General features: G+C 47.7%; 23 protein-coding genes, 1 pseudogene and 1 other annotated feature. Of the genes and pseudogenes, 10 read left to right on the plus strand and 14 right to left on the minus strand.

The annotated features are described in order from the left end of the window. Positions 1 to 53 precede the first annotated feature (53 nt). A pseudogene (locus HEN21_RS23175) lies at positions 54 to 143 on the minus strand (hypothetical protein); the annotation flags it as partial. Positions 144 to 324: 181 nt separating this feature from the next. Between HEN21_RS23175 and sbcB the strand changes: the two are divergent. Beyond that, positions 325 to 1,749: an exodeoxyribonuclease I gene (gene sbcB / locus HEN21_RS20840; protein WP_108188949.1), complete on the plus strand. Its 1,425-nt coding sequence runs from the start codon at positions 325 to 327 to the stop codon at positions 1,747 to 1,749. Positions 1,750 to 1,823: 74 nt separating this feature from the next. On the opposite strand, the gene plaP is transcribed toward sbcB, so the two are convergent. The 6 genes from plaP to yefM all read right to left on the minus strand — a co-directional run bounded on the left by plaP (position 1,824) and on the right by yefM (position 5,833). Next, the gene (gene plaP / locus HEN21_RS20845; protein ID WP_000019197.1) at positions 1,824 to 3,182 is read right to left on the minus strand and encodes a putrescine/proton symporter PlaP; all 1,359 of its coding nucleotides are present in this window, start codon (positions 3,180 to 3,182) and stop codon (positions 1,824 to 1,826) included. Then, positions 3,172 to 3,234 carry a membrane protein YoeI gene (yoeI, locus tag HEN21_RS20850; protein ID WP_010723108.1) on the minus strand — a complete coding sequence of 21 codons (63 nt, stop codon included), beginning with the start codon at positions 3,232 to 3,234 and terminating at the stop codon, positions 3,172 to 3,174. The genes plaP and yoeI overlap by 11 nt, the downstream gene beginning before the upstream one ends. Positions 3,235 to 3,448: 214 nt before the next feature. Beyond that, positions 3,449 to 4,378: a LysR substrate-binding domain-containing protein gene (locus HEN21_RS20855; RefSeq protein ID WP_105285094.1), complete on the minus strand. Its 930-nt coding sequence runs from the start codon at positions 4,376 to 4,378 to the stop codon at positions 3,449 to 3,451. Between the two features lie 45 nt (positions 4,379 to 4,423). After that, positions 4,424 to 5,248, minus strand: coding sequence for an SDR family oxidoreductase (locus tag HEN21_RS20860; RefSeq protein ID WP_000754742.1), 825 nt, complete (start codon positions 5,246 to 5,248; stop codon positions 4,424 to 4,426). 82 nt (positions 5,249 to 5,330) lie between these two features. Beyond that, complete coding sequence (yoeB, locus tag HEN21_RS20865) at positions 5,331 to 5,585, minus strand: type II toxin-antitoxin system mRNA interferase toxin YoeB (protein ID WP_176252244.1); 255 nt, start codon at positions 5,583 to 5,585, stop codon at positions 5,331 to 5,333. Beyond that, the gene (gene yefM / locus HEN21_RS20870) at positions 5,582 to 5,833 is read right to left on the minus strand and encodes a YoeB-YefM toxin-antitoxin system antitoxin YefM (RefSeq protein ID WP_176252245.1); all 252 of its coding nucleotides are present in this window, start codon (positions 5,831 to 5,833) and stop codon (positions 5,582 to 5,584) included. Before yefM ends, yoeB begins: the two co-directional genes overlap by 4 nt. A 285-nt stretch (positions 5,834 to 6,118) precedes the next feature. Between yefM and hisL the strand changes: the two genes are divergently transcribed. The 9 genes from hisL (at position 6,119) to hisIE (ending at position 13,348) form a co-directional block, all read left to right on the plus strand. Continuing rightward, complete coding sequence (gene hisL / locus HEN21_RS20875; RefSeq protein ID WP_001364200.1) at positions 6,119 to 6,169, plus strand: his operon leader peptide; 51 nt, start codon at positions 6,119 to 6,121, stop codon at positions 6,167 to 6,169. After that, positions 6,145 to 6,268 (plus strand) — a sequence feature (His leader region). It overlaps the preceding gene by 25 nt. 46 nt (positions 6,269 to 6,314) lie before the next feature. Beyond that, a complete protein-coding gene (hisG, locus tag HEN21_RS20880; protein ID WP_000131781.1) occupies positions 6,315 to 7,214 on the plus strand; it encodes an ATP phosphoribosyltransferase in 900 nt (299 codons plus the stop codon). A gap of 5 nt (positions 7,215 to 7,219) precedes the next feature. Next, on the plus strand, positions 7,220 to 8,524 hold the full coding sequence (hisD, locus tag HEN21_RS20885; protein WP_000009602.1) for a histidinol dehydrogenase: 1,305 nt from the start codon (positions 7,220 to 7,222) through the stop codon (positions 8,522 to 8,524). After that, complete coding sequence (gene hisC, locus HEN21_RS20890; RefSeq protein ID WP_021550987.1) at positions 8,521 to 9,591, plus strand: histidinol-phosphate transaminase; 1,071 nt, start codon at positions 8,521 to 8,523, stop codon at positions 9,589 to 9,591. The genes hisD and hisC overlap by 4 nt, the downstream gene beginning before the upstream one ends. Continuing rightward, positions 9,591 to 10,658 carry a bifunctional histidinol-phosphatase/imidazoleglycerol-phosphate dehydratase HisB gene (hisB, locus tag HEN21_RS20895; protein ID WP_000080096.1) on the plus strand — a complete coding sequence of 356 codons (1,068 nt, stop codon included), beginning with the start codon at positions 9,591 to 9,593 and terminating at the stop codon, positions 10,656 to 10,658. Before hisC ends, hisB begins: the two co-directional genes overlap by 1 nt. Further along, positions 10,658 to 11,248: an imidazole glycerol phosphate synthase subunit HisH gene (gene hisH / locus HEN21_RS20900; RefSeq protein WP_001103587.1), complete on the plus strand. Its 591-nt coding sequence runs from the start codon at positions 10,658 to 10,660 to the stop codon at positions 11,246 to 11,248. Before hisB ends, hisH begins: the two co-directional genes overlap by 1 nt. Further along, a complete protein-coding gene (gene hisA, locus HEN21_RS20905) occupies positions 11,248 to 11,985 on the plus strand; it encodes a 1-(5-phosphoribosyl)-5-[(5-phosphoribosylamino)methylideneamino]imidazole-4-carboxamide isomerase (RefSeq protein ID WP_176252246.1) in 738 nt (245 codons plus the stop codon). The genes hisH and hisA overlap by 1 nt, the downstream gene beginning before the upstream one ends. Next, positions 11,967 to 12,743 carry an imidazole glycerol phosphate synthase subunit HisF gene (gene hisF / locus HEN21_RS20910; RefSeq protein WP_016158497.1) on the plus strand — a complete coding sequence of 259 codons (777 nt, stop codon included), beginning with the start codon at positions 11,967 to 11,969 and terminating at the stop codon, positions 12,741 to 12,743. Before hisA ends, hisF begins: the two co-directional genes overlap by 19 nt. Then, positions 12,737 to 13,348, plus strand: a complete 612-nt coding sequence (gene hisIE / locus HEN21_RS20915; RefSeq protein WP_105285097.1) for a bifunctional phosphoribosyl-AMP cyclohydrolase/phosphoribosyl-ATP diphosphatase HisIE — start codon at positions 12,737 to 12,739, stop codon at positions 13,346 to 13,348. Before hisF ends, hisIE begins: the two co-directional genes overlap by 7 nt. Positions 13,349 to 13,444: 96 nt before the next feature. Here hisIE and wzzB read toward each other — a convergent pair whose 3' ends face one another. The 7 genes from wzzB to HEN21_RS20950 all read right to left on the minus strand — a co-directional run. Beyond that, complete coding sequence (gene wzzB, locus HEN21_RS20920) at positions 13,445 to 14,422, minus strand: LPS O-antigen chain length determinant protein WzzB (RefSeq protein WP_105286973.1); 978 nt, start codon at positions 14,420 to 14,422, stop codon at positions 13,445 to 13,447. 145 nt (positions 14,423 to 14,567) lie between these two features. Next, positions 14,568 to 15,734 (minus strand): UDP-glucose 6-dehydrogenase, encoded by a 1,167-nt coding sequence (gene ugd / locus HEN21_RS20925; protein ID WP_176252247.1) that lies wholly within the window; start codon positions 15,732 to 15,734, stop codon positions 14,568 to 14,570. 245 nt (positions 15,735 to 15,979) lie between these two features. Next, positions 15,980 to 17,386, minus strand: coding sequence for an NADP-dependent phosphogluconate dehydrogenase (gene gndA / locus HEN21_RS20930; RefSeq protein WP_085460843.1), 1,407 nt, complete (start codon positions 17,384 to 17,386; stop codon positions 15,980 to 15,982). A gap of 156 nt (positions 17,387 to 17,542) precedes the next feature. Continuing rightward, positions 17,543 to 18,916, minus strand: a complete 1,374-nt coding sequence (gene cpsG, locus HEN21_RS20935; RefSeq protein ID WP_176252248.1) for a colanic acid biosynthesis phosphomannomutase CpsG — start codon at positions 18,914 to 18,916, stop codon at positions 17,543 to 17,545. A 40-nt stretch (positions 18,917 to 18,956) separates the two neighbouring features. Continuing rightward, positions 18,957 to 20,375 (minus strand): mannose-1-phosphate guanylyltransferase/mannose-6-phosphate isomerase, encoded by a 1,419-nt coding sequence (locus HEN21_RS20940; protein ID WP_176252249.1) that lies wholly within the window; start codon positions 20,373 to 20,375, stop codon positions 18,957 to 18,959. After that, positions 20,372 to 21,199: a glycosyltransferase family 2 protein gene (locus HEN21_RS20945; protein ID WP_183082933.1), complete on the minus strand. Its 828-nt coding sequence runs from the start codon at positions 21,197 to 21,199 to the stop codon at positions 20,372 to 20,374. Before HEN21_RS20945 ends, HEN21_RS20940 begins: the two co-directional genes overlap by 4 nt. Further along, positions 21,189 to 22,252 (minus strand): glycosyltransferase family 4 protein (locus tag HEN21_RS20950; protein ID WP_183082934.1); only part of this gene is annotated, 1,064 nt, incomplete at its 5' end. The genes HEN21_RS20945 and HEN21_RS20950, both read right to left, overlap by 11 nt.

Genomic DNA, 22,252 nt, shown 5'->3' on the forward strand with positions numbered 1-22,252 from the left:
GGAATCAGACCTATATGCCTCGTGTTTAACTGTCCAACTTTTTGGGGTCAGTACACGCTGAGGCCATCGGCATCAGCCACTTCTTGTGGGCCCGAATATGGTTTACCATAAATAGTACGCAGTTTTGTGTCGCTTATAGCCATAAATAATATTTGGTACGCTCAGAAATAATAGTTTGGTACACATCTGGTACACAATATCACATGGACAACAGCGCACAGTAAACAACTATATTTGACGTTCGTAGACATACTCAGGTGAAAAAATGGTTGTTTTTCGAGTTATAACAGACAGTTAATTAACTACAGTGGACAATGCTAGACAATGACAGACACAGATAAACAACCTACCTTCCTCTTTCACGATTATGAAACCTTTGGCACGCACCCTGCGTTAGATCGCCCTGCGCAGTTCGCTGCCATTCGCACCGATAGCGAATTCAATATCATCGGCGAACCAGAGGTTTTTTATTGCAAGCCTGCGGATGATTATTTACCCCAGCCAGGAGCAGTATTAATCACTGGTATTACCCCGCAGGAAGCGCGGGCGAAAGGAGAAAACGAAGCCGCGTTTGCCGCTCGCATTCATTCGCTTTTTACCGTCCCGAAGACCTGTATTCTGGGCTACAACAATGTACGTTTCGATGACGAAGTCACACGCAACGTTTTTTATCGTAATTTCTACGATCCCTACGCCTGGAGTTGGCAGCATGATAACTCTCGCTGGGATCTGCTGGACGTCATGCGTGCCTGTTATGCCCTGCGTCCAGAGGGGATTAACTGGCCTGAAAATGATGACGGTCTACCGAGTTTTCGCCTTGAACATTTAACCAAAGCGAATGGTATTGAACATAGCAACGCCCACGATGCGATGGCTGATGTGTACGCCACTATTGCGATGGCAAAACTGGTAAAAACGCGTCAGCCACGCCTGTTTGATTATCTCTACAGCCATCGCAACAAGCACAAATTGATGGCGTTGATTGATGTGCCACAGATGAAACCACTGGTACACGTTTCCGGTATGTTTGGTGCATGGCGCGGCAATACCAGTTGGGTTGCGCCGCTGGCATGGCATCCTGAAAATCGTAATGCCGTGATTATGGTGGATTTAGCAGGAGATATTTCGCCATTACTGGAACTGGATAGCGACACGCTGCGCGAGCGCCTGTATACCGCGAAAGCCGATCTGGGCGATAACGCCGCCGTTCCGGTTAAGCTGGTGCATATTAATAAATGTCCGGTATTAGCACAGGCGAATACGCTTCGCCCGGAAGATGCCGATCGGCTGGGCATTAATCGCCAGCATTGTCTCGATAACCTGAAAATTCTGCGTGAAAATCCGCAAGTGCGTGAAAAAGTGGTGGCGATCTTTGCTGAAGCCGAACCATTTACGCCTTCAGATAACGTGGATGCCCAGCTTTATAACGGCTTTTTCAGCGACGCCGATCGTGCAGCAATGAAAATTGTACTGGAAACCGAGCCGCGTAATTTACCAGCACTGGATATCACCTTTGTCGATAAACGCATTGAGAAACTGTTGTTCAATTATCGTGCGCGTAACTTCCCAGGAACGCTGGACTACGCCGAACAGCAACGCTGGCTGGAGCACCGTCGCCAGGTCTTCACGCCAGAGTTTTTGCAAGATTATGCTGATGAATTGCAAATGCTGGCACAACAATATGCCGATGATAAAGAGAAAGTGTCGCTGTTAAAGGCGCTTTGGCAGTACGCGGAAGAGATCGTCTGAAAAGAAAAAACCGGAGCGATAAACTCCGGTTTTTAGTGAATTACCGGATGGTTATGCCATCCGGCTTGATAGGATTATGCAACGTCTTCGTACTGCGGAACCGGATTGCGGAAGCTCTTCGTCACGCAAGCCAGGTAAATCAGACCGATTGCCGCCCAGATCAGCCCCAGAACCATTGAGCTTTCTTCCAGGTTAACCCACAGCGCACCTACAGTCAGAGCACCACACATCGGCAGGAACAGATACTGGAAGTGATCTTTCAGCGTTTTGTTACGCTTCTCACGGATCCAGAACTGCGAAATGACCGACAGGTTAACGAAGGTAAATGCTACCAGCGCACCAAAGTTAATCAGCGCCGTTGCCATTACCAGGTCAAAGTTGATTGCCAGCAGAGCAATCGCGCCAACCAGGATAATGTTCATCGCCGGGGTACGCCATTTCGGGTGTACATAACCGAAGAAGCTTTTCGGGAACACGCCGTCACGACCCATTACGTACATCAGACGCGCTACGCCTGCGTGCGCCGCCATACCGGACGCCAGTACGGTAATGGTGGAGAAGATCAGCGCGCCAACCTGGAACGCTTTACCCGCAACGTACAGCATGATTTCAGGCTGTGACGCATCAGGATCTTTAAAGCGAGAGATATCCGGGAAGTACAGCTGCAGGAAGTAAGTTGCAAAGATGAAGATCATGCCGCCGATCAGCGCGGTCAGGAAAATCGCACGCGGGATCACGCGCTCTGCATCTTTGGTTTCTTCCGACAGGTTGCTGATGCCGTCAAAACCTGTAAAGGAGAAGCACAGGATCGTCGCACCGGTAATCATTGGGATAACATGCGCATCGCCAGACCAGAACGGACGGGTGCTCGCCAGCGTACCAGCGCCTTCACCTTCAAATACGCCGTAAACTACCATGCCCAGAATCACCGCGATCAGCACAACCTGCAACACTACGATTACCGTGTTGAAGTTCGCTACGGATTTCAGACTACGCAGGTTAAAGGCGGTCATAAAGGCCACCAGCGCCACCACAAACATCCACGATGGGATGGAAGGCACCAGGGCTTCAAAATAGATTTTCGCCAACAGAATGTTGATCATCGGCGCGAACAAATAGTCGAGCAGAGAAGACCAACCCACCATAAAGCCAACGGTCGGGCTAATGGATTTCTGGGCGTAAGTGTATGCAGAGCCAGCAGAAGGATAGCGGCGAACCAGCTTCCCGTAGCTCAGAGCCGTAAACAGGATCGCAATTAATGCGAACGCATAGGCTGTCGGCACATGACCATCCGTGAGGCCTGAAACGATACCAAAAGTATCAAACAGCGTCATCGGCTGCATATAGGCAAGACCCATCATTACAACCGGAACTAACGTAAGCGTTTTACGCAATTCCACGCGAGAGGTGTTTGGAGTAACGTTATGCGACATGGTCATTCTCCTTTACGGTGATAACCGTCGCGTAAGCAAAAAATTGCCCCATTTTTTTGGATTCCTCAGCGACAACAACTGTCGATTTTTAGTAAATATCTATCCGGTACGAAGCCCGGCCTCTTGGTATGAATGATTGGTTTGAAGCAAAAAATAACCGACGCGGATAAAACGTCGGTTTTTAGTCATTTTTTGACAGCGGCGCATTGTGCCTAAATGGGGGGTAAATGACAAGAGAATGAGAGGCTTGTCATAAAATTTTTTATTTAAATGGCTGATTTTCCGTCATCAGATTTTGCATAAACTCCAGCAATCGCACTATTTGCTAAAATCTCATCCCGCCACCATGCGCTGGCAAGCCCTGCGGTCTGTTCGTTCCAGCCAATCCAGACCGGTTCAAAAAGAGTCTGGGCGACCACTTTCTTTTCAATTAACGCGCCACTATCGAGAAAACGTTGCGCCAGATAGCGGGGTAAATAGCCACAACCAAGACCGCTGATTTGTAGCTCCAGCTTGGTTTTAAAATCGAATACGGTTATGGCTTCTTGTTCGTCGAGTATTTGCGAGGCTGTGGACGCGGCTGCCTGTGCCGTGTCGCCTACCACTATTGCCCGGTATCGTTTAATAATTCGTCGGTTTAACGGTTCTTCTTCCAGTGCTAAAGGATGATGCGGTGCCACAGCGAAAACTTGCTCCAGATCACCCAGACGAGAAAAGCCAAACTCACTGGAAGACGGTGGTTCATGCATCGCGCCGACAATAATATCCGCCCTCCCCTGGGTCAGCGCCTCCCAGGAACCACCGAGCACGCCATTGATAAACTTCAGGCGCGTCACGCTGTGATGTTGATAAAAGATTTCAATGAGCGGCGCAAGCAGAGAAAAAGGGAAAGTGTCGTCTACTCCAATCACCAGCTCGTTTTCCCAGCCTTCATGAAGTTTGATCGCCTGTTTTTCCAGTTCATGAACAGTGTGGAGTATTTCTCGCCCTTTCTCTAATAGCATTTTTCCGGTACGGGTGAATTTAGCGCGGTGTCCGCTACGATCGAGTAATTGAATATTAAGGTCGCTTTCCAGCTTGTGAACGGTATAACTCAGAGCGGACGGCGTCTTATAGAGTTTGGCCGACGCCGCCGCAAAACTGCCTTCCTTTTCTAAGGCATCAAGGATCATCAACACATCCAGCAGTGGTTTCATACACGCCCCCTTGCAGTGTATGCGGCGTCCTGCTGGCGTGATCGTTTACTCCAGCGGCATTACCAGCGGATCGGGATACTGGTATTCAAATCCCAGTTCATTGCAAATCCGACTGCCATCAATAATTTTACCCTTACCGCTGTCCAGACTATTTCTGAACTGCGGGGGTTCCAGCCCCAGTAAACGAGCCATCTGTGGATAGAAAACATTGCGCGCAGGGTGAGCTGGCGCACATATATTATAGATGTGTCCGCCTTTAGGTGCCTGTAACAACAGGGTGATAGCGCCAATAACATCTTCCTGGTGGACTAAATTAACACCGTGCTCACCGTCAGGCGCGGTTTTTCCGGCAAAGAAGCGTCCGGGATGGCGCCCTGGTCCGACCAGACCCGCAAGACGCAGAATATCGACCGAAGTACCGGGTAAATTGTGCAGCCAGTCTTCGAGTTCTTCTAATACTCGTCCACTATTGGTCACCGGATTACGCGGGGTAGTTTCTTTCACAGTGCCTTGTGCATCGCCATAGACAGACGTTGAGCTGGTAAAAATAATGCGGGGAATACGATGAGCCAGCGCGCTATCCACCAGCTCTTGCACAGCTTGTAAATAGAACTCATCGCCGGGGCCACTGCGACGTGCAGGAAGCGTAATGACCAGCGCATCGGCATCCATCAGGGCATCCAGATCGTCAGAATCACAAACTAACTCAGGCTCCATGCGAAGCAGATAGCTATCAATCCCGCTCATTCGGGCCGCTTCGACGCCATCTTGTGTGGTTTTACTCCCGGTGACCTGCCAGCCTCGCGCTGAAAGTGACATCGCCAGCGGCATACCTAACCACCCTAACCCGACAATTGCGACCTTTTTCATCCGTTTTCTCCTGATACACCTTAGATCTATAAGGCTACGCCAGCGTATCAAAACTGACAATTCATTCTATGAATGAATCTCTTCAATAATGATAACGACAGGCTGCAATGAGCAGTGAATCGTCAGTAACCGCGTATACCAGACGATGCTCCTCTGTAATGCGTCGGGACCCGAAGCCTGACAAATTAGGTTTCAGGGGTTCTGGCTTCCCCTTACCTTCAAATGGCGTTCTGCGGGTATCTTTGATAAGTTCATTGATCTTTTTAACAATTCGCTTATCTGTTTCCTGCCAGTACAGATAATCATCCCATGATTCCTCAGACCAGATGAGTTTCACTCAATAATGTCCTTTTCCGTTCCTTTGCCTGATTTCAGGCTATCGATTGAGTCCATCAATCTCCGGGCGTTAGCGGGGGAGCGCAGTAGATAAGCTGTCTCTTCCAGGGAGTTATATTCTTCGAGTGACATCAGAACACAAGCCTCGCTATTCTGACGAGTAATAAGGATTGGGGCATGATCTTCAACAGCTTTCATCATTGTTGCCGACAAATTCTGACGCGCTTCGCTGTAGCTAATTGTACGCATATCAACCTCCTCTTTTGTACAGGTCGTTGTACAATGATGAGTGGCAATTAACTATTTATTAATTAGTCTGTAGATCAAGGCATTGGTCAGTGAAAAGAAAAATCCCAGGCTTCGCTATTTTTGGTGTCGCCGGGTTAGAGGACAGCCCTCTTAGCCCCCTCCTTTCCCCGCTCATTCATTAAACAAATCTATCGTCACAAAATATATAAAAAAGCCCTTGCTTTCTAAGGTGAAAGTGGTTTAGGTTAAAAGGCATCAGTTGAATAAACATTCACAGAGAATTTTATGACACGCGTTCAATTTAAACACCACCATCATCACCATCATCCTGACTAGTCTTTCAGGCGATGTGTGCTGGAAGACATTCAGATCTTCCAGTGGTGCATGAACGCATGAGAAAGCCCCCGGAAGATCATCTTCCGGGGGCTTTTTTATTGCGCGGTTGATAACGATTCAGACAGGTTTAAAGAGGAAGAAGAAAATGACAGACAACACTCGTTTACGCATAGCTATGCAGAAATCCGGCCGTTTAAGTGATGACTCGCGCGAATTGCTGGCGCGCTGTGGCATTAAAATCAATCTTCACACCCAGCGCCTGATCGCAATGGCAGAAAACATGCCGATTGATATTCTGCGGGTGCGTGACGACGACATTCCCGGTCTGGTGATGGACGGCGTGGTTGACCTCGGGATTATTGGCGAAAACGTGCTGGAAGAAGAACTGCTTAACCGCCGCGCCCAGGGAGAAGATCCGCGCTACTTTACCCTGCGTCGTCTCGATTTCGGCGGCTGCCGCCTTTCGCTGGCAACGCCGGTTGATGAAGCCTGGGACGGCCCGCTCTCCTTAAACGGTAAACGTATCGCCACCTCTTATCCTCACCTGCTCAAACGTTATCTCGACCAGAAAGGTATCTCTTTTAAATCCTGCTTACTGAACGGTTCTGTCGAAGTGGCTCCGCGCGCCGGACTGGCGGATGCGATTTGCGATCTGGTTTCCACCGGTGCCACGCTGGAAGCCAACGGCCTGCGCGAAGTCGAAGTTATCTACCGCTCGAAAGCCTGCCTGATCCAGCGCGATGGCGAAATGGAAGAATCCAAACAGCAACTGATCGACAAACTGCTGACCCGTATACAGGGAGTGATCCAGGCGCGCGAATCAAAATACATCATGATGCACGCACCGACCGAACGTCTGGATGATGTCATCGCCCTGCTGCCAGGTGCTGAACGCCCAACTATTTTACCGCTGGCGGGTGACCAACAGCGCGTAGCGATGCACATGGTCAGCAGCGAAACCCTGTTCTGGGAAACCATGGAAAAACTGAAGGAACTGGGCGCCAGCTCGATTCTGGTTCTGCCAATTGAGAAGATGATGGAGTAATAGCCATGAGCTTTAACACAATCATTGACTGGAATAGCTGTACTGCGGAACAACAACGCCAGCTGTTAATGCGCCCGGCGATCTCCGCCTCTGAAAGCATCACCCGTACCGTCCGTGAAATTTTAGATAACGTGAAAGCACGCGGCGATGATGCCCTGCGGGAATACAGCGCGAAGTTTGATAAAACCACGGTTACCGCACTGAAAGTTTCTGCAGAGGAAATTGCCGCAGCCTGCGAACGCCTGAGCGACGAGCTGAAACAGGCAATGGCGGTGGCAGTAAAGAATATTGAAACCTTCCACACTGCGCAAAAACTGCCTCCGGTAGATGTCGAAACTCAACCAGGCGTGCGTTGCCAGCAGGTCACGCGCCCGGTGGCTTCGGTTGGTTTGTATATTCCTGGCGGCTCCGCCCCGCTCTTCTCAACCGTATTAATGCTGGCGACTCCGGCGCGTATTGCAGGTTGCAATAAAGTGGTGCTGTGCTCACCGCCGCCGATTGCCGATGAGATCCTCTACGCGGCGCAGCTGTGTGGCGTGCAGGACGTGTTTAACGTCGGCGGCGCTCAGGCCATTGCCGCGCTGGCGTTCGGTACAGAATCCGTGCCAAAAGTGGACAAAATTTTCGGGCCAGGTAACTCCTTTGTGACAGAAGCAAAACGCCAGGTGAGCCAGCGTCTGGACGGTGCGGCGATCGATATGCCCGCAGGCCCGTCGGAAGTGCTGGTGATTGCTGACAGCGGCGCAACACCGGATTTTGTCGCCTCTGATTTGCTCTCCCAGGCAGAACACGGCCCGGACTCGCAGGTGATTTTACTGACGCCCGATGTTGATATGGCGCGTCGCGTTGCCGAAGCCGTCGAACGCCAGTTGGCAGAACTGCCGCGTGCCGAAACCGCCCGCCAGGCACTGAGCGCCAGTCGCCTGATCGTGACCAACGATTTAGCGCAGTGCGTAGAGATCTCCAACCAGTACGGCCCGGAGCACCTGATCATTCAGACCCGCAACGCCCGTGAACTGGTCGATGGCATCACCAGTGCCGGTTCGGTATTTCTTGGTGACTGGTCACCGGAATCGGCGGGCGACTACGCCTCCGGCACCAATCACGTGCTGCCGACTTACGGTTACACCGCCACCTGTTCCAGTCTCGGCCTGGCGGATTTCCAGAAGCGCATGACCGTGCAAGAACTGTCAAAAGAAGGGTTTTCCGCGCTGGCTTCAACCATTGAAACACTGGCCGCCGCCGAGCGCCTGACCGCCCACAAAAATGCCGTTACTTTGCGTGTTAACGCCCTGAAGGAGCAAGCATGAGCACCGTGACTATTACCGATTTAGCGCGTGAAAACGTCCGCAACCTGACGCCGTATCAGTCGGCGCGTCGTCTGGGCGGTAACGGCGATGTCTGGCTGAACGCCAACGAATATCCCACAGCCGTGGAGTTTCAGCTTACTCAGCAAACGCTCAACCGTTACCCGGAATGTCAGCCGAAAGCGGTCATTGAAAATTATGCACAGTATGCAGGCGTGAAACCGGAACAGGTGCTGGTGAGCCGTGGCGCGGACGAAGGTATTGAACTGCTGATTCGCGCTTTTTGCGAACCGGGCAAAGACGCCATCCTCTACTGCCCGCCAACGTACGGCATGTACAGCGTCAGCGCCGAAACCATTGGCGTCGAGTGCCGCACGGTGCCGACGCTGGAAAACTGGCAACTGGACTTGCAGGGGATTTCCGACAAGCTGGACGGCGTAAAAGTGGTCTACATTTGCAGCCCCAACAACCCAACCGGGCAACTGATCAACCCGCAGGATTTTCGCACGTTGCTGGAGTTAACTCGCGGTAAGGCAATTGTGGTTGCTGATGAAGCCTATATTGAATTTTGTCCGCAGGCATCGCTGGCGGGCTGGCTGGCGGAATATCCACATCTGGCTATTTTGCGTACCCTTTCGAAAGCCTTCGCTCTGGCGGGTCTTCGTTGCGGGTTTACGCTGGCAAATGAAGAAGTCATCAACCTGTTAATGAAAGTGATCGCCCCCTACCCGCTCTCGACGCCGGTTGCCGACATTGCCGCCCAGGCGTTAAGCACGCAGGGAATCGTCGCCATGCGCGAACGGGTGGCGCAAATTATTGCAGAACGCGAATATCTGATTGCCGCTCTGAAAGAAATTCCCTGCGTGGAGCAGGTTTTCGACTCCGAAACCAACTACATTCTGGCGCGCTTTAAAGCCTCCAGCGCGGTGTTTAAATCTTTGTGGGATCAGGGCATTATCTTACGTGATCAGAATAAACAACCCTCTTTAAGCGGCTGCCTGCGAATTACCGTCGGAACCCGTGAAGAAAGCCAGCGCGTCATTGACGCCTTACGTGCGGAGCAAGTTTGATGAGTCAGAAGTATCTTTTTATCGATCGCGATGGAACCCTGATTAGCGAGCCGCCGAGTGATTTTCAGGTGGATCGTTTTGACAAACTCGCCTTTGAACCAGGCGTGATCCCGGAGCTGCTGAAGCTGCAAAAAGCGGGCTATAAACTGGTGATGATCACTAATCAGGATGGTCTTGGGACACAAAGCTTCCCGCAGGCAGATTTTGATGGTCCGCACAACCTGATGATGCAGATCTTCACCTCGCAAGGCGTACAGTTTGATGAAGTGCTGATTTGCCCGCACCTGCCCGCCGATGAATGCGACTGCCGCAAGCCGAAAGTAAAACTGGTGGAGCGTTACCTGGCTGAACAAGCAATGGATCGTGCCAACAGTTATGTGATTGGCGATCGCGCGACCGATATTCAACTCGCAGAAAACATGGGTATTAATGGCTTACGCTACGATCGCGAAACCCTGAACTGGCCGATGATTGGCGAACAACTCACCAGACGTGATCGTTACGCTCACGTGGTACGCAACACCAAAGAGACGCAGATTGACGTTCAGGTGTGGCTGGATCGCGAAGGTGGCAGCAAGATTAACACCGGCGTTGGCTTCTTTGATCACATGCTGGATCAGATTGCCACCCACGGCGGCTTCCGTATGGAAATCAACGTTAAAGGCGACCTCTATATCGACGATCACCACACCGTCGAAGATACCGGTCTGGCGCTGGGCGAAGCGTTAAAAATTGCCCTTGGTGACAAACGCGGTATTTGCCGCTTTGGTTTTGTCCTGCCGATGGATGAATGCCTTGCGCGCTGCGCGCTGGATATCTCAGGTCGCCCGCATCTGGAATATAAAGCCGAGTTTACCTACCAGCGCGTGGGCGATCTCAGTACCGAAATGATCGAACACTTCTTCCGTTCGCTCTCATACACCATGGGCGTGACGCTGCACCTGAAAACCAAAGGTAAAAACGATCACCACCGTGTAGAGAGTCTCTTTAAAGCCTTTGGTCGTACCCTGCGCCAGGCCATCCGCGTGGAAGGCGACACCCTGCCCTCGTCGAAAGGAGTGCTGTGATGAACGTGGTGATCCTTGATACCGGCTGCGCCAATCTGAACTCAGTGAGGTCAGCCATTGCGCGTCACGGCTATGAACCGAAAGTCAGCCGTGACCCGGACGTAGTGTTGCTGGCCGATAAACTTTTTTTACCCGGCGTCGGCACTGCACAAGCGGCGATGGATCAGGTGCGTGAGCGCGAACTGTTTGATCTCATCAAGGCCTGTACCCAACCGGTGCTGGGCATCTGCTTAGGAATGCAACTACTGGGACGACGCAGCGAAGAGAGCAACGGCGTCGATTTGCTGGGCATCATCGACGAAGATGTACCGAAAATGACCGACTTTGGTCTGCCGCTGCCGCATATGGGCTGGAATCGCGTTTACCCGCAGGCGGGCAACCGTCTTTTTCAGGGAATTGAAGACGGCGCGTACTTTTACTTTGTTCACAGCTACGCAATGCCGGTCAATCCGTGGACCATCGCCCAGTGTAACTACGGCGAACCGTTCACCGCTGCGGTACAAAAAGATAACTTCTACGGCGTGCAGTTCCACCCGGAGCGTTCTGGTGCCGCTGGCGCTAAGTTGCTGAAAAACTTCCTGGAGATGTAATGATTATTCCAGCATTAGATTTAATCGACGGCACCGTGGTGCGTCTCCATCAGGGCGATTACGGCAAACAGCGTGATTACGGTAACGACCCGCTGCTGCGCTTAAAGGATTACGCCGCGCAGGGTGCCGAAGTGCTGCACCTGGTGGATCTGACCGGGGCAAAAGATCCGGCTAAACGCCAAATCCCCCTGATTAAAACGCTGGTCGCAGGCGTTAACGTTCCTGTGCAGGTTGGCGGCGGCGTACGTAGCGAAGAAGACGTGGCAGCATTACTGGAAGCAGGCGTTGCGCGCGTCGTAGTCGGCTCCACCGCAGTGAAATCACCCGACATGGTGAAAGGCTGGTTTGAACGCTTCGGTGCCGATGCGCTGGTGCTGGCGCTGGATGTACGCATTGACGAGCAAGGCAACAAACAGGTGGCAGTGTGCGGCTGGCAAGAAAACTCGGGCGTTTCACTGGAACAACTGGTGGAAACCTATCTGCCCGTCGGCCTGAAACATGTGCTGTGTACCGATATCTCGCGCGACGGCACGCTGGCAGGCTCAAACGTCTCTTTATATGAAGAAGTGTGTGCCAGATATCCGCAGGTGGCGTTTCAGTCCTCCGGCGGCATTGGCGACATTGATGATGTCGCTGCCCTGCGTGATACTGGCGTGCGCGGCGTAATAGTTGGTCGGGCATTACTGGAAGGTAAATTCACCGTGAAGGAGGCCATCGCATGTTGGCAAAACGCATAATTCCGTGTCTCGACGTTCGTGATGGTCAGGTGGTGAAAGGCGTACAGTTTCGCAACCATGAAATCATTGGCGATATCGTGCCGCTGGCAAAACGCTACGCCGAAGAAGGCGCTGACGAGCTGGTGTTCTACGATATCACCGCTTCCAGCGATGGACGTGTGGTAGATAAAAGCTGGGTATCTCGCGTGGCGGAAGTGATCGATATTCCCTTCTGCGTAGCTGGCGGGATTAAGTCCCTGGATGACGCTGCCAAAATTCTTTCTTTTGGTGCGGATAAAATATCCATCAACTCCCCTGCGCTGGCAGATCCGACATTGATCACCCGTCTGGCAGATCGTTTTGGCGTGCAGTGTATTGTGGTAGGCATTGATACCTGGTACGACGCAGAAACCGGCAAGTATCACGTTAATCAATATACCGGCGATGAAAACCGCACCCGCGTCACTCAATGGGAAACGCTCGACTGGGTACAGGAAGTTCAAAAACGCGGTGCCGGAGAAATCGTTCTTAATATGATGAATCAGGACGGCGTGCGTAACGGTTACGACCTCGAACAACTGAAAAAAGTGCGTGAAGTTTGCCACGTCCCGCTGATTGCCTCCGGTGGCGCGGGCACTATGGAACACTTCCTCGAAGCCTTCCGCGATGCCGACGTTGACGGCGCGCTGGCAGCGTCCGTATTCCACAAACAAATAATCAATATTGGTGAATTAAAAGCGTACCTGGCAACACAGGGCGTGGAGATCAGGATATGTTAACAGAACAACAACGTCGCGAACTGGACTGGGAAAAAACCGACGGGATGATGCCAGTGATTGTGCAACACGCGGTATCCGGCGAAGTGTTAATGCTGGGCTACATGAACCCGGAAGCCTTAGACAAAACCATCGAAAGCGGCAAAGTCACTTTCTTCTCGCGCACTAAGCAGCGACTGTGGACCAAAGGCGAAACGTCGGGCAATTTCCTCAACGTAGTGAGCATTGCGCCGGACTGCGACAACGACACACTACTGGTGCTGGCGAATCCCATCGGCCCAACCTGCCATAAAGGCACAAGTAGTTGCTTCGGCGATACCGCTCACCAGTGGCTGTTCCTGTATCAACTGGAACAACTGCTCGCCGAGCGCAAATCTGCCGATCCGGAAACCTCCTACACCGCCAAACTGTATGCCAGCGGCACCAAGCGTATCGCACAAAAAGTTGGTGAAGAAGGCGTGGAAACCGCACTGGCCGCGACGGTACATGACCGCTTTGAACTGACCAACGAAGCATCTGATTTGATGTATCACCTGCTGGTATTGTTGCAGGATCAGGATCTGGATTTAACGACGGTGATTGAGAACTTACGCAAGCGGCATCAGTGAATTGGGGCTGACTGGATGTGATGTTTTTGTCGCATCCAGCAACAAAAAACGGGCACGGTGTCACCACCCTGCCCGTTTTCATTAAAGCTAAAAAGATTATTTCGCGTTGTAATTGCGCAGCGCATTACGCCCCAGCACAATCCCCGCGCCAACCATACCGCCCAGCAGCACAGCCAGAATCAGTGTGATGGCCTTTTTCGGGCTATCGCGACGAATTGGCAGTGTGGGTTTCATAACGTAACGGTAGGCATTTATATCAAGATCATCAACCTTCAGGCTTTCGATATCCAAAAGGTTTTGACGAGTCTGGTAGTAGCCAGGAGAGAAAACCAGCGGACGGGTCGCTTCATGCTTGATCATCGATTCCAGTGCATCACTCCCCAGAAGGAACAACGTATCCTGCGTTACGTCTTCGGTCTGTTGAATATGTGGCTTTGCCAACTGCGCCTGATTCGCATATTGCAACGCTTCCTGAATCTGGCGGATACGCAGATCTTTTTGCTCCTGTGCCACCACTTCCTGCGTTTTCAAAGAGTCTTTCAGGGTTTTCATACCCAAAGCAATATTATCTTTCAGGTCCTTTTCCAGCTCTTTATTCACCTGGTCATCAACCTGTTGAATATATTCAGCCAGCTTCTTCTGTGCGTCAGCCGCAGTTTGCCCGACATAAGAAACAGCTAATGGCAACGGCTGATTTTTAACAGAAGGTTCAATGGTCAGTTTTTCTGGTTCTTCCTGATTATCCAGCGTTTCGGCTAATGCAGAGAAGGCAGAACTGAAGCGACCAATTAACGCCTCCTGTAAATCCGACACTTTCGGTGCTGCCGGACCATAGATAACATTCATGGCATTGTTATAGCCAGCAATTTGCCCCACATCTGGCTGAGTAACAATGGCTGTCGACGTCCATTTCTCTTTCGCGACCGCCAGATATCCGATAGCCAGAGCGATTGCCACAATAACAGTGATGAAGATTGTCACCTTCCCACGCCACAACTGCATCAGTAAATCAATTAAATCAATCTGTTCCGGGTCATGGTTATGCCCAGGAATATTATTATTTTCAACTCTCATCATTACCCTAACAGACGGAAAATTTCAGGTCGCCATAGTTTAGCGATAATCTGTATGAATGCCATAGGAGTAACAATAAAAATACTGAATTACTCCACGAGCATTAAATGGCGTGCGTACAGAAAACCATCATGGTAACAATAGGTTAGTCACTACCGAAAAGATCACGAGTATAGACCTTATTTGCTACATCCTTAAGCTCTTCAGACATACGATTAGAAATGATGACATCAGCCTGTTGCTTAAACGTTGTGAGGTCACGTTCCAGTCGCGAGTTGAAGAACGATTCTTCCTTCATCACTGGTTCATAAATGATAACTTCAACACCCTTAGCTTTGATCCGTTTCATAATCCCCTGAATGGACGAAGCGCGGAAGTTATCCGAACCACTCTTCATTATCAGACGATATATTCCAACTACTTTAGGTTTGCGCGACAAGATAGCATCGGCGATGAAGTCTTTCCGGGTACGATTAGCCTCAACGATGGCAGAGATAATATTATTGGGAACAGACTGATAGTTTGCCAACAGCTGCTTAGTATCTTTCGGTAGACAGTAGCCACCGTAACCAAATGATGGATTGTTGTAGTGGTTGCCGATGCGTGGATCAAGACAAACGCCTTCAATAATTTGACGGGTGTTCAATCCTAAACTTTCTGCATAGCTATCCAGTTCGTTAAAGTACGCCACACGCATCGCGAGATAGGTATTAGCAAAAAGTTTAATTGCTTCAGCTTCTGTTGAATCAGTAAACAGGGTTGGAATATTTTGTTTGATTGCCCCTTCCTGTAATAACGCGGCAAAACACTCTGCACGTTCAGAACGTTCGCCGATCACGATACGAGAAGGATGAAGATTATCGTAAAGGGCTTTACCTTCGCGAAGGAATTCGGGGGAGAAAATAATATTTTCGGTGTGGTATTTCTTATGCATAGCGGCGGTAAAACCTACCGGAACCGTGGATTTGATAACCATTACCGCCTGGGGATTTATCTCTGTTACATCTTTAATTACTGATTCTACGCTGGATGTATTGAAATAATTAGTTTTAGGATCATAGTCAGTCGGAGTTGCGATAATCACATAATCTGTATTCCGGTAAGCTTCATTTTTATCTAAAGTGGCATTAAAGCATATTTTATCTGATTGCAAATACTGCTGAATCTCTTTGTCAACAATAGGAGATATCCTATCATTCAGCATTGCGACTCGTGACGGTAAAATATCTAATGCGACAACTTCATGATTTTGTGCGATTAAAAGCCCATTTGAAAGGCCTACATAGCCGGTACCGGAAATGGTGATTTTCATTTCATGCTCTCAGAATTAACTTAACTATGAATCATGATGTTTTTAGCATCCTGATAAGAGTTAAAAGTTTTAACGCTACGGTGATGAGTGGTCAACGCAACGAAAAACAATTCAGATTTTCTTTATAACAATAGCTAATATTTATTAAGTTAATATTAAGCAATGAAATTTAGTCTATAAGATTTATGGCAAAAAAAAGCCCAGCGATAAATGCCGGGCCTTAGTTTATTACTGATTAAATCAGATTAATCCAACCATTCGGTGTGGAATACACCTTCTTTATCAATGCGTTTATAAGTATGCGCACCGAAATAGTCACGCTGTGCCTGGATCAGATTCGCAGGCAGTACCGCAGCACGATAGCTATCATAATAAGCAACCGCAGCGGCAAAGGTTGGAACCGGAATACCGTTTTGCACCGCATAAGCTACAACATCACGCAGAGCTTGCTGGTAATCGTCGGCGATTTTCTTGAAGTACGGCGCTAACAACAAGTTAGCGATCTTCGGATTTTCAGCGTAAGCATCAGTGATTTTCTGCAGGAACTGAGCGCGGATGATACAGCCAGCACGGAAGATCTTCGCGATTTCACCATAGTTCAGATCCCAGTTGTACTCTTCAGACGCGGCACGTAGCTGTGAGAAGCCCTGAGCGTAAGAAACAATCTTACCCAGATAAAGCGCACGACGAACTTTCTCAATGAATTCAGCTTTGTCGCCTGCAGGTTGTGCTTGCGGACCGGACAGTACTTTAGACGCCGCAACACGCTGCTCTTTGAGAGAAGAGATGTAACGTGCAAACACTGATTCAGTGATCAGTGACAGAGGCTCACCGAGATCCAGCGCACTCTGGCTGGTCCACTTACCAGTACCTTTGTTAGCTGCCTCATCCAGAATCACATCGACCAGGTAGTTACCGTCTTCATCTTTTTTGGTGAAGATATCTTTAGTGATGTCGATCAGATAGCTGCTCAGCTCACCGTTATTCCACTCGGTGAAAGTCTGTGCCAGTTCTTCGTTGGAAAGGTTCAGCCCACCTTTCAGCAGAGAATAGGCTTCCGCGATCAGCTGCATATCGCCGTATTCAATACCGTTGTGAACCATTTTTACGTAGTGACCTGCACCGTCGGCACCAATATAGGTAACACACGGTTCACCATCTTCAGCTACGGCAGCAATTTTGGTGAGGATTGGCGCAACCAGTTCATAGGCTTCTTTCTGACCACCAGGCATGATGGAAGGCCCTTTCAGCGCGCCCTCTTCACCACCGGAAACACCAGTACCGATGAAATTAAAACCTTCTGCGGAAAGCTCACGGTTGCGACGAATGGTGTCCTGGAAGAAAGTATTACCACCATCAATGATGATGTCGCCTTTATCGAGGTATGGTTTCAGGGAATCAATAGCAGCATCCGTGCCTGCACCTGCTTTCACCATTAACAGGATGCGACGAGGCGTTTCAAGAGATTCAACAAACTCTTTCACCGTATAGTAAGGAACCAGTTTTTTGCCTGGATTTTCAGCAATAACTTCTTCCGTCTTTTCACGGGAACGGTTGAAAATAGAGACGGTATAACCACGGCTTTCGATGTTGAGCGCAAGGTTGCGCCCCATCACTGCCATACCGACGACGCCAATCTGTTGCTTTGACATTGTTTACTCCTGTCAGGGGTGGTCACCGCGGGATTGCGCGGCTTGAATGTGATGCTGATGTTAACTCAGACAGAGTCATAATGAATAGAGTTACATGGGCTTTATCACATTCATGGCATTAACATTGTATATATGGCTCTGTGTAATGCTCATTCTTCAGTCAACTTGATTTCTAAGTAAATCAAGAATTAGTTGAGTTTTTTCTTCCATCAGCGGCACATCACCGCGAGATTCCACATTCAAACGGACCACCGGTTCGGTGTTGGAGGAGCGCAGGTTGAAGCGCCAGTCGGCAAAGGTCATGCTGATGCCGTCAGTGCGATCCACCGCCAGCGCCTCGCGGCTAAAGTGCTGTTCGACGCGGTTAATAGCCTCAACGGGCTGCGCAAGTTTGCTGTTGATCTCACCGCTTGCCGGGAACGCCACCATCCGGTCGCGCACCAGTTCGCCCAGCGTTTTTCCTTTCAGGCATACCAGTTCGGCTACCAGCAGCCACGGGATCATGCCGCTGTCACAGTAGGCGAAATCACGGAAGTAATGATGCGCGCTCATTTCGCCACCGTAGATGGCGTCTTCCTTGCGCATACGTTCTTTAATAAAGGCGTGTCCGGTTTTCGACATCACCGGCGTACCGCCTGCGGCAGTCACCACATCGATGGTGTTCCAGGAAAGACGCGGATCGTGGATGATCTTCGCCCCGGGATTTTTTTCGAGGAACGCTTCTGCCAGCAGGCCGACGATGTAGTAGCCCTCGATAAACTGCCCTTTTTCGTCAAACAGGAAACAGCGGTCAAAATCGCCATCAAAGGCAATGCCCATATCCGCGCCGTGTTTAATGACCGCATTGCGGGTGTCGTCGCGGCATTCCGGCAGTAGCGGGTTAGGAATACCGTTGGGGAAATTGCCGTCCGGCGTGTTGTGTACTTTGATTAATTCCACTGGTGCGCCGAGGGCTTTAAAGCGGGCTTCAATGGCATCCACCACCGGCCCTGCCGCACCGTTCCCGGAGTTGATCACCAGCTTGAGCGGCGTAAGGTTTTTGACATTGATATAACCGAACAGGTGATCAACGTAAACGTCACGCAGGGTAATTTTCTGATAGCTACCACGTTTGGTTTCATCGACGGGGGGGAAGTCATTGGCTTCCGCCAGACGCTGGACGTCGCGCAGTCCGGTATCGCCGCTGATCGGACGAGCCCCTTCACGTACCAGCTTCATGCCGTTGTAATCCATCGGATTATGGCTGGCAGTGACTTCAATGCCGCCATCAACACCGAGATGGAACGTGGCAAAATAGATCTCTTCGGTGCCGGACATGCCGATATCCAGCACATCGACGCCCGCATCCTGTAAACCTTTTGCCAGCGCCAGTTTTAAGGTTTCGCTGGTGAGGCGGACATCACCGCCTAATACAATGGTTTTCGGTTTAAGAAATTCGCCATAGGCTCGCCCAATGCGCCATGCGATATCTTCATTCAGTTCTTCACCTAATTTTCCGCGAATATCATAGGCTTTAAAACAGGTTAACATTATTTATACTCTCTAATTTTAAACGCTACCATATCCATCATTAAAATCGAATGATATCATCATCATTAAGGCAAGAACCTGTCCAAACTTCAATTAATATAAGTGGTGTTTCACCAATGTTTTCTAAACTATGTTTCGTGCCTGCGGGAATATATACCGACTCATTCTCTTTTAGAATTTTCATTTGTTCTGCAACTGTCACTTTAGCAATTCCCATTACAATGACCCAATGTTCTGCACGATGATGGTGTAATTGCAACGATAATCTTTCACGAGGATTCACTGTTATTCGTTTTACCTGATAGCCGTACTTTTCACTACTATCTATTGAATCACATCGTCCCCATGATTTAAAAATTTCCCTATGTTCTTTATGTTCTTTGCGTCCTGACAAATTAAGATATTGAACAATGTTTTTTACATTTTGTACTGAGTCACGTTTGGAAACCAATAATGAATCTTTAGTCTGGATTATAACAAGATCTTGAATATCAATAGTTGCCACTAATCCCGACTCAGTGTAAATATAACTATTTTCTGTCTCATGGCAAATAATATCACCCATAATAACATTACCTGCGGGATCTTTTTCTCCTAATTCCCAAAGTGATGACCATGCCCCAACATCATTCCAACCGATATCCATCGTAGCAACAACAGCATCCTTTGTTTTCTCCATTACAGCATAATCAATAGAATCCTCTGGACAGTTCCGAAATATCTTCTCGTCCAATCTAATAAAATCCATATCATAATGAATATTATTAACAGTTTCCTGGCATACTTTAACTATGTCTGGTCGGTATAATGCTAATTCTTGTAAGTAACGTTCAACACTGAACAAATACATACCACTATTCCAATAATACTCATCTTTTTCTATAAATTCTTCTGCTTTTTTTAGATTAGGTTTTTCTACGAAAGATCTAACTTCACTGACCTCAAATGTATTACTGTCAGATAACACTTTGCCCTTTTGTATATATCCATACCCTATTTCAGGACGAGTAGGTTTGATACCAAAAGAAACCAAATTACCAGCTTCAGCAAATGAAATAGCATTTTTTATAGTATCACAAAAGATTTCTACATTTTTTACTGAGTGATCTGCAGGGAGAACCAGCATAAGTGGATTTTCATTTGGGCATTTCATTTTTAAAATCAAAGCAGCAATACAAATAGCTGGTGCTGTATTACGCCCTAATGGTTCTAAAATAATATTATTATCTAATTTATTTAATTGCCTAAGCTGTTCTGCAACAATAAATCTATGTAATTCATTACATATTACAACTGGAGAGGAAGTGTTTAATGTGGCTAACCGAGATATCGTTGATTGCAGCATTGACATTGAGTCTGTTAGTTTTAAAAACTGCTTAGGATATTCTTCCCTGGATAGTGGCCAAAGCCTAGTACCATTACCACCACTTAATATAATTGGGACAAGAGGTGAGTTCATAAAAATCTCCTGATAACTTTTTTATATAAATAACCACGAAAACTAGTGGGAAGAAGCCTAACAAATACCCTTGTAATAATATTTATTATAAAATCCCTATATGAAATATAATTTGCGAGATAAAAATGATACTGAGCTTTAATTTCTGAAACAGCATATTTTATTCCCCCACGTCTTTTGGCAGTCTCCTTTGAAAATCTCATATCAACTAAGACTTGCTGAATATTATCTCCATTACAACCATTCGCTAACGATTTCAACCAAAGCGCATAATCTTCATATAGGTATTCATTTCCATAACCACCGACACGAATTATTGAACATTTTTTAAATGCTACTGCTGGGTGGTTAAAGGGAGACCTATTTTTTGAATACTTAAGAATAGAATCTCGGGTTGGTACTTTTTTTATTATTCCCTTATCCCCTGGATAAAATTCGAACTCTTCTACCCAAGAACTAAGAATATGAACGTCTTTATTTTTAGACATAAAATCAACTATACAAGCGAATCGATTTGGTCTATTTATATCATCAGCATCAGCGCGTATTACTAACTCATGCATACACTGCTTCAAGCCAAAATTTAGTGCTGCCCCAAGTCCCATATTTTTTTGCAATGTAAAATCTTTTATATTTAAATCACTTTTCCAACTATCAATAACTGAGTTGAGTTCAGATGTGACCTTACCATCACGTATAATGATAATTTCATCCGGGACAAGAGTATTTTTATAAATTGATCGTAAAGCTTCAGAGAGAAACTGGGGAGAATCCTTGATATATACGGCCATCAAAACGGAAAACTTTGAACAGTCATCTGACATCTTTACATATTTCCTTAAACATATTCTGTAAAGTAATTATTTGTTTATTAGCAGAAAATCGTGATAATTCGTCTTTAAACACCTTTTGATCCAATTTATGCGAATAGCTTTTTAACATTGCATCACAAATTGAATCAATATCAGCATTTATGACAAATCCTGCTTTACCCGTTATCTCAGGTAAAGCCCCAGTATTTGCTACAATTGATGGCTTATTGACACTCATTGCCTCTAATACAGGAATACCAAATCCTTCATATTTCCCTAGTAAGATGAGCGCGCAACAATTTTCATAATATTCCCACTTTTTTTCATCAGAAATATAGCCTAACAGCTGAACATGGTCATTCAATTTTAATTCATCAATCAAATCCTGTAAGTTTTTCTTAGCTCCATGATCGCCCCCAGCTATTAATAACTTACAATCATCATTTACTATTTTTTTGAACTTGAGGAAAGCCGTTATCATCAAATCATATTGTTTATCTTCATGCAACGCCCCTACAGAGAAAAAAAAAGGGCCACAATCAGGATGTTGCATAAAGGGTTGTTTAAAATCACCTAATATATTGTAAGTTACAACAACCTTATCATTATTAACATTAAGGGTATTGATAATATCGTTTTTTGAATTATTGGATACTGTAACTATTTTTTCTGCTTTGTAAGCAGATAGATATGTAAAAATTTTCAAATACAATCTTTGCAAAAGACCGAATCTATTAACCTTTCTAAATGGAAGCAAATCATGAATAGTGATTATTGACTTGCATTTAGAACCCAACAAAATCGGATTAATATTATTTGGCGAGTAAATTACGTCATAATCACGAAATTTAAACGGCATTAATAATTGTTCATAAATAACACGAGAAAATTTTCTATTGATTCCTTCAATAGGAAGATAGGTAATATTATTATTTTCCGGGAAATTGAATAATTCTTTAACAGGAATATTAGCTTGATGTACAACTATTATTTCGCAAGCAATCCCATTAAAAATCTCATTGATGTTTTTTGCAATTAAATCTCTAAAGTATACCCCAACACCAT

The organism is Escherichia sp. 93.1518 (assembly GCF_013368915.2).
Classification (GTDB): Bacteria; Pseudomonadota; Gammaproteobacteria; order Enterobacterales; family Enterobacteriaceae; genus Escherichia; species Escherichia ruysiae.